The sequence below is a fragment of the Devosia lacusdianchii genome, assembly GCF_022429625.1.
GTDB lineage: Bacteria > Pseudomonadota > Alphaproteobacteria > Rhizobiales > Devosiaceae > Devosia > Devosia lacusdianchii.
This window is the reverse complement of sequence record NZ_CP092483.1, coordinates 3367450-3380482: the sequence shown is the minus strand read 5'-3', so window position 1 is coordinate 3380482 and position 13033 is coordinate 3367450. Positions and strand designations below refer to the sequence as shown.

14 protein-coding genes are annotated in these 13033 nt (G+C 64.4%); 7 read left to right on the top strand and 7 right to left on the bottom strand.

All coding sequences use genetic code 11. The features are described 5' to 3' along the window. Window positions 1-142: 142 nt before the first annotated feature. Entirely contained in the window at window positions 143-652 is a 510-nt protein-coding gene (gene rcdA, locus MF606_RS16675; protein ID WP_240233875.1) for a protease adaptor protein RcdA, read from the top strand. Window positions 653-921: 269 nt separating this feature from the next. On the opposite strand, the gene rpmE is transcribed toward rcdA, so the two are convergent. Then, window positions 922-1143, bottom strand: a complete 222-nt coding sequence (gene rpmE / locus MF606_RS16670; protein ID WP_056235684.1) for a 50S ribosomal protein L31 — start codon at window positions 1141-1143, stop codon at window positions 922-924. 232 nt (window positions 1144-1375) lie between these two features. On the opposite strand from rpmE, the gene MF606_RS16665 reads away from it, so the two are divergent. Continuing rightward, entirely contained in the window at window positions 1376-3193 is a 1818-nt protein-coding gene (locus MF606_RS16665; RefSeq protein WP_240230465.1) for an ABC transporter ATP-binding protein, read from the top strand. Here MF606_RS16665 and MF606_RS16660 read toward each other — a convergent pair. Further along, window positions 3190-4092, bottom strand: a complete 903-nt coding sequence (locus MF606_RS16660) for a LysR family transcriptional regulator (protein ID WP_240230464.1) — start codon at window positions 4090-4092, stop codon at window positions 3190-3192. The two genes, MF606_RS16665 and MF606_RS16660, sit on opposite strands and share 4 nt — an antisense overlap. Before the next feature lie 92 nt (window positions 4093-4184). Here MF606_RS16660 and MF606_RS16655 point away from each other — a divergent pair, with 92 nt between their 5' ends. After that, window positions 4185-5354, top strand: a complete 1170-nt coding sequence (locus MF606_RS16655; protein WP_240230463.1) for an MFS transporter — start codon at window positions 4185-4187, stop codon at window positions 5352-5354. Between the two features lie 23 nt (window positions 5355-5377). Continuing rightward, on the top strand, window positions 5378-6412 hold the full coding sequence (locus MF606_RS16650; RefSeq protein WP_240230462.1) for an aldo/keto reductase: 1035 nt from the start codon (window positions 5378-5380) through the stop codon (window positions 6410-6412). A gap of 173 nt (window positions 6413-6585) precedes the next feature. Here the strand turns inward: MF606_RS16650 and MF606_RS16645 are convergent, their stop codons facing one another. Beyond that, window positions 6586-7611: a peptidoglycan -binding protein gene (locus MF606_RS16645; protein ID WP_240230461.1), complete on the bottom strand. Its 1026-nt coding sequence runs from the start codon at window positions 7609-7611 to the stop codon at window positions 6586-6588. Between the two features lie 3 nt (window positions 7612-7614). After that, a complete protein-coding gene (locus MF606_RS16640; RefSeq protein WP_240230460.1) occupies window positions 7615-8601 on the bottom strand; it encodes a flagellar motor protein MotA in 987 nt (328 codons plus the stop codon). A gap of 175 nt (window positions 8602-8776) precedes the next feature. Between MF606_RS16640 and MF606_RS16635 the strand changes: the two genes are divergently transcribed. Further along, window positions 8777-9505 carry a DUF1868 domain-containing protein gene (locus MF606_RS16635; protein ID WP_240230459.1) on the top strand — a complete coding sequence of 243 codons (729 nt, stop codon included), beginning with the start codon at window positions 8777-8779 and terminating at the stop codon, window positions 9503-9505. 3 nt (window positions 9506-9508) lie between these two features. Here the strand turns inward: MF606_RS16635 and MF606_RS16630 are convergent, their stop codons facing one another. Both MF606_RS16630 and MF606_RS16625 read right to left on the bottom strand, forming a co-directional pair. Continuing rightward, complete coding sequence (locus MF606_RS16630) at window positions 9509-9970, bottom strand: group II truncated hemoglobin (RefSeq protein WP_240230458.1); 462 nt, start codon at window positions 9968-9970, stop codon at window positions 9509-9511. Between the two features lie 44 nt (window positions 9971-10014). Continuing rightward, window positions 10015-10785 (bottom strand): bestrophin-like domain, encoded by a 771-nt coding sequence (locus MF606_RS16625; protein ID WP_240230457.1) that lies wholly within the window; start codon window positions 10783-10785, stop codon window positions 10015-10017. A gap of 134 nt (window positions 10786-10919) precedes the next feature. On the opposite strand from MF606_RS16625, the gene MF606_RS16620 reads away from it, so the two are divergent. Beyond that, window positions 10920-11780 (top strand): AraC family transcriptional regulator, encoded by an 861-nt coding sequence (locus MF606_RS16620; protein ID WP_240230456.1) that lies wholly within the window; start codon window positions 10920-10922, stop codon window positions 11778-11780. Then, window positions 11777-12190, top strand: a complete 414-nt coding sequence (locus tag MF606_RS16615; RefSeq protein ID WP_240230455.1) for a DUF1801 domain-containing protein — start codon at window positions 11777-11779, stop codon at window positions 12188-12190. The genes MF606_RS16620 and MF606_RS16615 overlap by 4 nt, the downstream gene beginning before the upstream one ends. A 46-nt stretch (window positions 12191-12236) precedes the next feature. On the opposite strand, the gene MF606_RS16610 is transcribed toward MF606_RS16615, so the two are convergent. Then, window positions 12237-13031 carry an inositol monophosphatase family protein gene (locus MF606_RS16610; RefSeq protein ID WP_240230454.1) on the bottom strand — a complete coding sequence of 265 codons (795 nt, stop codon included), beginning with the start codon at window positions 13029-13031 and terminating at the stop codon, window positions 12237-12239. Window positions 13032-13033: the final 2 nt, after the last annotated feature.

Below are 13033 nucleotides of genomic sequence, written 5' to 3'. Positions count from 1 at the left end.
TCTTTTTCTTTTTCAGGGGTCCGTTGGTCATGGTACTGCCCTGATCTTAAAGCTCCTTTCAGTTAGATCATGCTCAACAGATGACGCTGGACGCAATTGGGCCTAGCATCGGGCAGATGCTCGGAGGGAAGGGTTGACTGACGTGAACGAAACCGGTTCGGCCGTCGCCATTGGCCCACGTATCGTTGCGTCGGGTGGTTTCGACCTGCTCTATCGCGAGGGCATGGCCCTGATCGAGCAAGTGGCGGCCTATCTCGATGGTGACGGACGCTCCGAAAGCCGTATCCTCAGCCGCGAAGCCTCGTTCATCTACGCGACCGAATCCATGCGCCTCACCACGCGGCTGATGCAGCTGGCGTCGTGGCTGTTGCTGCAGCGTGCGGTGAATGAAGGCGAAATCACCAAGGAAAATGCCCGCTCCGAAAAGGAGAAGGTCAAGTTTTCCGCCACGCCATCGGAACGGGGCGGCCCGGGCTATGAGCAATTGCCGCAGACCCTGCGCGATTACATCGACAAGGGTGACCGCCTGTTCGATCGGGTGATGCAGTTCGACACGCTGGAGCGCGGCAAGATGCCGGTACTCGACCCCGGCACAGCCAACGGCATTGCCGATCAGCTGGCGCGGCTCAAGGCAGCGTTTGGCCGGGCCTGATATCTCGCTAGGCCCCTATTTCTCACATCCACCGATGCTTCCCGCGGACTTGATCCGCGGGTCTCTCGTTGCTTGCGCCGTGTGGAGAGTGACCCGCGGCTGAAGTCCGCGGGAAGCGCCGGTGGTTGGAGGAGCAAGGTGCCTATCGGCCAACTCGGGTAGGCTGCTTCCGCTTTCACTGGAATGACGCGGGCAAGGCGAGCGTCCTGCCACCGGCAACAAAAAACCCGGCACGAGGCCGGGTTCTTCGAATTCCAACAGAGATCGGCTTAGATGCCGAGGCCCTTGAAGCGCTCCTTGAAGCGCGAGACGCGGCCGCCGCGGTCGAGCAGCTGGCCCGTGCCGCCGGTCCAGGCCGGGTGGGTCTTGGGGTCGATGTCGAGCTGCAGCGTGTCGCCGGCCTTGCCATAGGTCGAGCGCGTCTCGTACTTGGTGCCGTCGGTCATTACCACGGTGATGGTGTGGTAGTCCGGATGGATGTCTGCCTTCATCGGTATCGCCTCAAATCAAACGGGCGCCGCAGCGCCCGGAGAGCATGTAAACTGGTGTTGGCGGCTTCATACAGAAAGCCCGGGCAATCTGCAAGGGCCTGTCGCCACACAGCGGGGCGCGGCAATTTCGCGCCGGACAAAGCTGTTGCCGCCGAGGGGGCCTGCGCCTATATCGAAGCCGCAGCGCGGCCCGGGCATTCCGGACCCTCTAGATGAGTGGCATAACCGAGCGATGACAGATCAGGCCGTCCGCGTCCAGGCCGACCCGGAAAAGATCGTGCCCAAGGAAGGCGTGACGACGCGCAAGCTGCAGCCGCTGCGCCGCTTGCTGCCCTTTGTGCTGCGCTATCCGATCCGGCTGAGCCTCACCGTGGCGTTCCTGCTGGTATCGGCTGTGTCGTCGCTGGCGATTCCCGCCGTGCTCGGCGGGGCGATCGACGAAGGCTTCGTCACCAAGAATCTCGAGAACGTCACCCGCTATGGCTGGCTGATCGTCGGCATTGCCGCGATCATGGGCGCCGCCAGTGCCGGGCGTTTCTACTTTATTTCGGTGATTGGCGAGCGGGTGCTGGCCGATCTCCGCCAGGCGGTGTTCTCGCATCTGCTGCGACTCGATGCGCGCTATTTCGATACCAACCGCGTCGGCGAGCTGACCAGCCGCCTCAATGGCGATGTCGGCGTGATCAGGGCCGCGGTGGGGTCGAGCTTCTCGCTGGCCTTGCGATCGATGGTCACCATTATCGGCGCGCTGATCATGATGTTCCTCACCAGCCCGGTATTGACGCTGGCCGTGGTGATCGCGGCGCCGGCTTTGCTGCTGCCGATCATCGCCTTTTCGCGGCGCCTGCGCGGCATGTCGCGCCGCACGCAGGATGCGCTGGCCGATCTGTCGGCCATGGCGACCGAAATGCTGGGTGCGACGCGAACGGTCAAGTCGTTTACGCAGGAGCCGGTGCAGTCGGCGATCTACGATGCGCGCAGCCAGGACAGCTATCGCGCCGAGGTGAAACGCCTGGGCGCACGGGCCGTGCTGGTCGGCATGGTCATATTCCTGGGCACCGGGGCCATCGTGTTCCTCGTCTGGTGGGGCGCGCGGGCCGTGTTCGAGGGCACGGTGACCGCCGGGCAACTGGCGCAGTTCCTCGTCTATGCGCTGATGGCGTCGGGCGCGCTGACCAATGTCAGCGAAGTCATGGGCATGCTGCAGACCATTGCCGGGGCGACGGAGCGGCTGACCGAAATTCTCGATACCGAAGCGGCCATCAAGGACCCGGCCGATCCGGTGGCGCTGCCGGTGCCGGCACTCGGTACGGTGGCGTTCGAGCATGTCGATTTCGGCTACCAGACTGGCGGCTACGAGCATGTGCTGACCGACCTGAGTTTTACCGTCGGCGCGGGCGAGACGGTGGCGCTGGTGGGCGCGTCGGGGTCGGGCAAGTCGACGACGCTGTCACTGCTGCAGCGCTTTTATGATGTGGGTGCGGGCGCCATCCTGGTCGATGGCGTGGATATCCGCAAAGTGCGGCTGCACGACCTGCGCCAGCGCTTTGCCTATGTGGAGCAGGAGCCGACCATTTTCGCCGGCACCATTGCCGAGAATATCCGCTTCGGCAAACCCGATGCGACCGATGCGGAGCTGCATGCCGCGGCCAAGGCGGCGCTGGTGCATGACTTCGTCACCGACCTGCCCCAGGGCTACGACACGCTGGTCGGCGAGCGCGGCGTGATGCTGTCGGGTGGGCAGAAGCAGCGGCTGGCGATTGCGCGGGCGATTCTGAAGAATGCGCCGATCCTGCTGCTCGACGAGGCCACCAGCGCGCTCGACGCACAGAGCGAACGGCTGGTGCAGACCGCGCTGGAACACCTGATGGAGGGCCGCACCACGCTGGTGATCGCCCACCGCCTGGCGACCATTCGCGATGCCGACAAGATCCTGGTGCTGGACGCCGGCCACATCATCGACCAGGGCACGCATGACGAGCTGGTTGCCAAGGGCGGACGCTATGCCGAGCTGGCGCGGCTGCAATTCCGGCTGGATGATCTGGGCTAACCCAACCGCGCGTGCTCGGCCAGAAAATCCAGCAGCACGCGGACGCGTGTTGGCAGGTGACCGCCCTGACCGACATAGACGGCGTGGACCTCCTCGAGATAGCCGGTATCGCAGGCGGGCATAACCGGCACGAGCCGGCCCTCGGCAATGTCGGTGCGAACCGTGTAGCTGGCGAGCCGTGTCAAGCCTGCCCCGCCGATCGCCAGATGCCGTAATGCCTCGCCATTGCTGGCCTGTACATTGCCGTTGGGCAGCAGGTTGACCACAGCGCCATTATGATTGAGCGGCCAGCCGTCCAGGGTTCGCGAGTAGCTGAAGCCCAGCCGGTTGTGAGTTTCGAGTTCGGCGAAGGTCGTCGGCGTGCCGTGGCGGGCGAGGTAGCTCGGGGCCGCCACTATGACCATGGGCGTGGCGCCCAGCTTGCGGGCGATAAGGCCGGAACTCTTGAGTGGGCCGGAGCGGATGGCGATGTCGGTGCGCTCGCCGAGTAGGTCGATCACCGCATCGGTCTGGACGACGTCGAGATTGATCGCAGGATAGGCGGCGAAGAAGGCCGGCAGCAGAGGCGCCAGAATGTGGTTGCCGAAGGAGGCGCTGGTATTGATGCGAATGCGGCCTGCGGGCTGCTCGCCGGCGCTAGCGGAGCGCTCGGCTTCGTCGAGATCGGCAAGGATCCGGGTGGCCCGGTCATAAAAGGCCGAGCCTTCAGCGCTCAATTGCAGGGTGCGGGTGGAACGGTTGAGCAGGCGCACGCCGAGGCGGGCTTCGAGACGGGTGATGAGTTTGCTCACGGCCGAGGGGGTCATGCGCAGGGCGCGAGCCGCGGTCGAAAAGCCGCCGCGCTCGACCACGGCGACAAAGACCGCCATCTCGCCGGCGCGATTGATATCGGTGCGCATGTGACTTCAATTCACAAATGATGTGCCTATGCGATGTCTACAGCATAGGCCGGGCGCGGTCCATGTAGGGGCGAACAGTTCAGGATCGTCTCATGCCTCTCGCTCTTTACGCTCTCACCGCCGGTGCCTTTGGCATCGGCGTTACCGAATTCGTCATCATGGGCCTTTTGCTCGAAGTTGGTGCCGATCTCGGCGTCACCGTCGCCATGGCTGGTCTCTTGATATCCGGTTATGCGCTGGGCGTGGTTGCCGGCGCGCCGGTGTTGACCGCGCTTTCGGGCCGCTGGCCGCGCAAGTGGGTGCTGGTCGGGCTGATGGCGATTTTCACACTGGGCAACCTCGCCTGTGCGCTGGCGCCAAACTACGAGCTCCTGATGATGGCGCGCGTGCTGACGGCGCTGGCGCATGGCACGTTCTTCGGCGTCGGTTCGGTGGTCGCCACCAGCATGGTTCCCGCCGACAGGAAGGCCTCGGCTATCGCCATCATGTTCACTGGGCTCACCGTCGCCAACGTGCTGGGCGTGCCGCTGGGGACGTGGCTGGGGCAGATGTGGGGCTGGCGGGCGACGTTCTGGGCGGTGGCATTGGTGGGCGTTCTGGCGTTGGCGGTCATTGCGCTGCTGGTGCCGCGCGACAAGGTGGCGCCGGAAGCGTCGGACTGGCGCGCTGATTTCCGCGCCATGGGTCGGCGGCCGGTGCTGCTCGGGTTGCTGACGACCGTGCTGGGCTATGCCGGCGTGTTCGTGGTCTTCACCTATATCGCCCCGATGCTGACCGAGATCGCCGGCTTTGGCGCCGGCGCCGTATCGCCCATTCTGCTGGTCTTCGGTGGCGGGCTGGTGCTGGGCAATCTGCTGGGTGGCAAGCTGGCCGACCGCGCGCTGGCGCCGACGGTGATCGGCACGCTGGTGGTGATGGCGCTGGTGCTGGCCGGTATGGGCGTTGCCTTCAACAATCCGGTCACTGCGGTGATTGCCGTGGGCCTGCTTGGGGCCGCCGGCTTTGCCACGGTCGCGCCCTTGCAGATGTGGGTGCTGTCCAAGGCGGATGGCGCCGGCCAGAGCCTGGCATCGAGCTTCAATATCGCGGCCTTCAACCTGGGCAATGCGCTGGGTGCGTGGGTGGGTGGGCTCGTCATCGAACACGGTTCGGGGCTGGCGGGACTGCCACTGGTTGCTGCCGCCTTCCCTGTGATTGGCGTCGTCATCGCGGCGATCGCCATGCGGCTGGAACGGCCCCGTGCGGCCGTTGCCGTCGCCTGATTTCTCAAACAAAGGAAGATCAAATGGAATATCGGCAATTGGGTGCATCGGGCCTGCGGGTTCCGGCACTGAGCTTTGGCACAGGCACGTTTGGCGGTTCGGGGCCCTTGTTCGGGGCGTGGGGCACGACCGATGTCACCGAGGCCAAGCGACTGATCGACATCTGCATCGAGGCGGGCGTGACACTGTTCGACAGCGCTGACGTCTATTCGGACGGCGCATCGGAGGCGGTGCTGGGCGAAGCGCTCAAGGGCCGGCGCAATGAGGTGCTGATCTCGACCAAGACGGCGCTGCCCATGGGTGAAGGTTCCAATGACTGGGGAACATCGCGGGCGCGGCTGATTGGCAGCGTGGATGCAGCTTTGCGGCGGCTTCAGAGCGATCACATCGACCTGCTGCAATTGCACGCCTTCGATGCCTCGACGCCGATAGAGGAGGTGCTGGCGACGCTGGGCGATTTCGTCCAGGCCGGCAAGCTGCGCTATGTCGGGGTGTCCAATTTCTCGGGCTGGCAGGTGATGAAGTCGCTAGCGATTGCCGAGAAAAACGGTCATCCGCGCTATGTGGCGCATCAGGTCTATTATTCGCTGCTGGGCCGCGACTATGAGTGGGAGCTGATGCCGCTGGGATTGGACCAGGCCGTGGGCGCGCTGGTGTGGAGTCCGCTCGGTTGGGGCCGGTTGACCGGCAAAATCCGGCGTGGCCAACCGATGCCGGCCAGCAGCCGGCTGCACGACACGGCCAGTTTCGGCCCGCCGGTGGACGAGGAGCATCTGTTCCGGGTGATGGATGCGCTCGACGCGGTGGCGGAAGAGACTGGCAAGTCGGTACCGCAGGTGGCGCTGAATTGGTTGCTGGCGCGACCGACCGTGTCTTCGGTGATTATCGGGGCGCGCAACGAGGAACAGTTGCGGCAGAATCTAGGAGCTGTCGGCTGGTCGCTGACACCTGAGCAGGTTGCCAAACTGGACGCGGCAAGCATGGTTACGGCGCCATACCCGTATTTTCCTTATCGGCGTCAGGAGGGGTTTGCGCGGCTCAATCCGCCGGTGGTTTAGGCTAACGCCGGCCGGCCATTCGAATTGCTGTCCGCTCGGTGGTTATCCACGCCACCATCGTCACCACCCGGCTTGTCCGGGTGGTCCCGTGAACGCGGCAGCATCGCTGGATTGCCCGGACGAGCCGGGCAATGACGGCGTGACAATATCGTTCGGGACGGCGCGCTCCCCGTCTACCCCTCGGTCAGCTTGAACTCGATGCGGCGGTTGCGGCGGTAGGCTTCGTCGGTCGTACCGGGATCGAGCGGGGTGAATTCGCCGAAGCCGGCCGCAACCAGCCGGTTGGGCGACACACCCTTGGAGACCAGGTATTCGGCGACCGAAATGGCGCGCGCGGCCGAGAGCTCCCAGTTGGAGGGGAAACGGGCATTGGAGATCGGGCGGCTATCGGTATGGCCGTCGATGCGCAGCACCCAGTTGATATCGGGCGGTATCTCGGTTTCGAGCTGCAGGATGGCGGCGGCCAGGGCGTCGAGGTCGGGCAGGCCTTCGGGTTGCACATCGGCCTGGCCGGGGTCGAACAGCACTTCGGACTGGAACACGAAACGGTCGCCGACGACACGGACATCGGCGCGACCCTCGAGGATTTCGCGCAGGCGACCGAAGAAATCGGACCGGTAGCGCGTTAGATCTTGCACGCGCTGGGCCAGGGCCACGTTGAGACGACGACCGAGATCGGCGATCTGGGTGCGCGATTGGGTGTCGCGGGCTTCGGAGGCCTCGAGCGCCGCTTCGAGGGCACCGATCTGAGTGCGCAAAGCTGCCAATTGCTGGTTGAGCAGCGCGACCTGGGCATTGGCCTCGTCGGAGAGCTCCTGGGCGGCCAGAATATCGTCCTGCAGGCCGGCAATGGTTTCGTCCTTGCCGTCTATACCCGCGCCGATACCGGCAAGCTGGGAGTTGAGGCTGGCATTTTCCGATTGTGCGCTGCTCAGCGTAGCGGTGAGGGTGGCGAGCTGGGCGGTGAGGTCGTCGGAATTGCTGCGCTCGAGCTGCAGGGATTCGGTGAGCTCGGCGATCTGGCTGTTGAGGCGGGCGAGCGCGGTGTCGCGGCCCTCCAGCTCCTGGCCCAGGAAGAACTGGGTCAGCATGAACAGGCTGAGCATGAAGATGATGACGAGCAGCAGGCTCGACAGGGCGTCGACGAATCCCGGCCAGTAATTGGCCTCGATGCGCCGGCGGGAACGGGCGCCGGGCATGGGCTAGTTCCGCCGCTCGTTATCGGCCTGGGAGAGCACCGCCTCGATCAGTTCGCGCAGCTTCTGGTTGGTCTCGCCCTGCTCATCGATATACTTGCGCAGGTCGTCCTGCTCGGTGCGGATGTGTTTGACGAGGCCATCAATGCCGCGCGCCAGTTCGGCCATGGCGCGGATGGCGTTCTGGCTTGAATTCTGATTCTGCATCGAATTGCCGAGCTTATCGAACATGGCCTGCATGTCGGGGCCGCCGGCATTGGCCTGCATGGCGCTGACCGGGTGGTCGAGCTCGGTCATCGAGGTCATCCAGTCTTCGAGATCGGTGTAGAAGGCGTTTTGTGCCTGGCTGGTTTGCAAGTCGAGAAAGCCCAGCACCAGAGAACCGGCGAGGCCGAACAGTGAGGATGAGAAGGCTGTGCCCATGCCCGAAAGCGGGGCGCTGAGGCCTTCGCGCAGGCTGGCGAACTGCGATGCGGTGTCGCCTGTGGCCACGTCCAGCGCATTGATGACGCCGGCGACTGCGGTCACGGTTTCGAGCAGGCCGTAGAATGTGCCCATGAGGCCCAGGAAGACCAGGAGGCCGGTCAGATAGCGCGACGTATCCTTGGCTTCGTCAAGCCGGTTGCCGACGGAATCGAGGATGGAACGCATGGACGATGGCGTGATCACCGCCTCGCCGATGCGCTCGCGCAGCAGCCCGGCGACCGGCGCGAGGAGGATGGGCGGACGCACGTTGGCGGCGTTCCCGTCCTGCAGGGAATTGACCCATTTGACCTCGGGGAACAGGCGGATGACCTGCCGGAAGCTGAGGAAAATGCCGACGAACAGGGCGAAGAAGATCATCGAGTTGATGAACGGGTTGGCCCAGAAGAAGGTGACGATGGTGGTGGTCAGGATAGCGGCGACCAGAACCACTAGAACCAGAAATATCACGATCTTGATGAGATAAACGGTCGGACTGGCGAGGTGGTAGGGATCGTAGCCTTGCGTCATCTATGCCTCGAACCTTGCCCCGTACGCGCAAATCACCGCTGCGCAGAGTAGTCAGCGCGGTCGGACGTGACAATGACAAAGGTTAACGGCCAAGGGACCGTGATCGGAGCGTCATCGAAGTTTCGTGCGGAACGGCTATCGGCGGGTGGACTGAGTTCAGCCCGGATTGCTTGCCATGCCCGTTCATCTGTCGACGCTTGCCACCTATTATGGCCGCGGCCACCATCCCGAGCCACCCCGCCATCTCGGTACGCGCTACGATCAATCGGGCAAGTTCCTGCCCGAGCCTGGCAATACGGTGGTGTGTCACCTGGTTCCGGGGTCGGCTACCGAGCAGGCGCTGGTCGATGCGCGGGCGCGCTACATGGGCATGCCGGATGCCGGCAAGCTCGCCTTCACGCCGGTCGAGAGCTATCACATGACGCTCTTCCAGGGGATCATCGAGGGCCGGCGCAATGCGCCTTACTGGCCCGCCGAAGTGGCGACGGATACGCCCATTGCGGCGATGACCGAGCTCTTCGCCAAGCGGCTCGAACTGTTTCCCGGTCGCGCCGATTTTGCCGTGGAAATCGTCGAGGCTCTGCCCACGGGTCTGGTGGTGGAGGGGGCTACGGCCGCGGACCGCCATGCCATGGCGGATTGGCGCAATGCCTTTGCCGACATTTTCGGCTATCGCCATCCCGATCACGACAGCTACCAGTTCCACATTACCATGGCCTATCTAATCGATTGGCTCGATGACGCGGTACTGCCCAGCTGGCAGACGATGCTGGACGAGGTCGCCGAGGACATCAGGCGACGCGCCCCAGTATTGGAGCTCCGCGCGCCGGCGTTCTGCAGCTTCGAGGACATGAACTGGTTCGAAGAGTTGCGCGTCTTCGGTACCGTCGAGCCGGTGTCCTAGCCGCTATTTGGGAATGTAGGGACCACCGGTTTCGCCCCAGCCCCAGGCGGGCATAGGCGCGTGTTCGGATACGGTTGCGCCAGGGGCGGAATTGATGACGGCCAGCCGCGAGCCCCATTCGAGATAGCCGACCAGCGCCGACGCGAACTCGGGATCGGCCGGCAGGCCGAGGTCTGTGTAGGTATCGAGCAGTAGGTTGATCCATCGCCGCCGCATAGGCTCGCTCAGATGCTTGCCGAGATGGTGGCGGACCATGGCGGGATGGCCGCCGTGACGCTCGCTATAGAGCGCCGGGCCGCCAAGAACCTCGGCGAGAAACAGGGCGACGTGCTCGGGGTGATCGGCATTCATGCCCGCAAAGACCGGCGCCAGGAGCGGGTCGAGCGGCACGCGGCGATAGAACTCGGCCGTCAGCCGCTTCAGCGGTTCGATGCCGCCGATCCAGTCATAAAGTGTTGGCGCCATGTCGTCCTCCCGGCATCACGAGATGGGGATGAGGCTCTGCGCTGTCAACTCGGCGGGCCGATCTGCGCGTAAAGGCGCTCGAGTGGCTCGGGCGACAGGGCGGCGGGCGTCGCGTAGGGATTGGCGAAGCCGTAGATCAGGAACAGGATGACGCCGGTATAGGCGCTGAACAGCGCCATTAGCACCAGGTTATGCGGCTCGGGACGGTGGCTGTAATAGCCCACGGCGATCAGAACGACGCCGGTAAGGGCGGCGAACCAGAACAGTGTCACCACAGACCGGTTGCCATCCATGTCGCGCAGGTTGCGTGCGGTGGCTATGGCGTGAAGCTGGGCGATCATGTGGTCGCGCAGGCTGACCTGGCGGGCGTTGCCCGGTTCGAGATCGAGCGCAATGGCGTAGGCGCGCTCCCATTGCAGCCACGCCTCGGCAGTAAGGCCATCGCCGTCGCCGAGCGAGGGCCACTCGTTCGCGATCACCTCGCCGGTATAGGCAACCATGGTCTCCTGCAGGGGCACCAGGGCCACGGGATCGTAGCGGGCGGCGTCGTTGTAGACGTCAGCGATGGCGCTGGCTTCTGTTGCCGTCTGCGCTTCGAGGCGCTGATAGGCTGCCATTTCCTGGGCAAAGACCAGGGCCAGAATCAGCCCGTGCAGGGCACCAATACGGAGCACCATGGCATTGGCCATTTCGGGGTGCCGCTCGGCCGGTCCGTGGCGGGTGATCCAGCGCGCCGCAAGATAAACGGCGAGCGACAGTCCGGCCGTGCCAGCAATGAAGAGCGTACCAATGAGGATGTCATCGAGTTGAACCATGCCGCCAACCTCTGCGGGCCGGTGGCAAGAGTCAATTTACTCCTGCATCGGGCGGAGCGGCCGGGGCTGACTTCAGCAGGATTTGCCGGATCGGGTCATGTCATTCTGCCCCAACAGCAGTAAGGATATGCAGCATGACCAAGCAAAACACCCATGATCGCTATAGTCGTCGGCTCGATCGGGTATTGGACCACGTCTATTCTCATCTCGAGGATGACATTTCTTTCGATCGGCTCGCCGAGGTCGCGTGCCTCTCGCCCTACCATTGGAGCCGGATCTATGCGGCCATGCGGGGCGAGACCATTGTGGCCAGCATCCGCCGGTTGCGCCTGCAGAGGGCGGCCGATCGGCTCGCCAACACCGACCTCGACATGGGCGTGATCGCTGAACGTGCCGGCTATAGCTCCACCGACACTTTCGGGCGGGCGTTCAAGGAGACCTTCGGCGCCCCGCCGGCAGCGTATCGGGCGTCAGGATCACATGCCGCCTTTAGGGCTGCCGGGGCAGCCGAGGATGCCAGTGGTTTTCCGGTTAACGTCGTCAGCTTGCCTGAGCGCCGATGTGCCGGCATCGATCACAAGGGTTCCTACATGGAGATCGACCGCGCCATGGGAAAGTTGTTTGCCGAACTGGCGGCGTGCGATGCGGTGCCCAGCGCACCGGCCATGATCGGCCTGTTCTTCGATGACCCCGATCTCGGCGACGAGGCCGACCTGCGGTCGCGCGCCTGCATGCCGGTCGCGGCAAATGTCACGATCGATGCGCCGATGGTCGAGACCGCTCTGCGCGGGGGGCTCTATGCGCAGCTCAACTATACCGGCCCCTATGCCGATATGCGCGGCGCCTATCGCTGGCTGCTCGGTGTGTGGTTGCCCGCATCGGGCTATGAACCGGCGGACGCGCCGATCTTCGAAGCCTATCTCAACGATCCGCGCGACACGCCGCAAACGGCGCTGCGAACCGATATTCACCTGCCGCTGCTGGGGCCGTCGTGAGCGGGCGGGAGGTTCCTGCCGAAGTTGCGGAGGTCCTGGCGCGCTATCGGCAGCCGGTAAGAGTGCGGCTGCTGGAGGTGCGCGATCTGGTCTTCGCGGTTGCGGCTGAAACCAAGGGGGTAGGGGAGTTGACGGAGACGCTCAAATGGGGCGAGCCGGCCTACCTGACCGAGGCCAGCGGCACTGGCACGACAATCCGGCTTGGTGTGTCGAAGGCCGCGCCCGAGGCGGCCGCGGTGTTCGTCAACTGCCGAACCAGCCTGATCGATAGCTTCCGGGCGCAGTTCGGCGATATCTTCGCCTTCGAAGGGACCCGCGGGCTGATCGTGCCGATCGAGGGGCCGCTACCCGAAGCTCCGCTCGCCTTTTGCCTGCGCGCGGCGCTGCTCTATCACCGGCGCGACGGGTAGCGCATAGCAAAAAGGCCCCGAAAACGGGGCCTTTGCATGGTGACTGCTACTGAATTGGCTTGAGCTGCTTGAGCAGGGCGGCTTGCAATGTCTCGTTGCCGGCGACGACCTGGCCGTTCCACACCGAGCCGGGGCTGCCGGCGAAGTCGGAGACGAAACCACCGGCTTCCTTGACCATCAGCAGGCCGGGGGCCACGTCCCAGGGGGCGAGACCGGCTTCCCAAAGCGCGTCATAGCGGCCCGAGGCCAGCCAGGCCATGTCCATGGAGATGGAGCCGGAGCGGCGGATGCCGGCGACGGCAGGGTTGATATGGGCCAACTGACGGAGCTGGAGCGCATCGTTGGCGGTGCCCTGCGTCTTGATGCCGGTGCAGACCACGGCATCGGCCAGCGACTTGCGGCCGGCGACGCGCAGGCGCTTGCGATCGTTGAGCCAGGTGCCGCCACCCTTTTCGGCGGTGTAGAGTTCGTCGAGCACCGGATTGTAGATCACCGAGGCGACGATCTCATTGGCGCGTTCGAGCGCAATGGCGACGGCAAAAAGCGGGATCGAATGCAGGAAATTGGTGGTGCCGTCGAGCGGGTCGATGATCCAGCGGTGCTGGCCATCGGTGCCGGCAACCTCGCCGCCTTCTTCCATCAGGAAAGCATAGGTCGGGCGGGCCTTCTGCAGTTCGGCAAAGACGATCTGCTCGGCGCGGATATCGGCTTTGGAGACGAAGTCGGCCGGGCCCTTGCGGGACACCTGCAGGTTCTCGACTTCGGAGAAGTCCTTGGTCAGCGACTTGCCGGCCTTGATGGCGGCGTTGACCATGACATTGAGGACCGCGGAACGTGCCATGG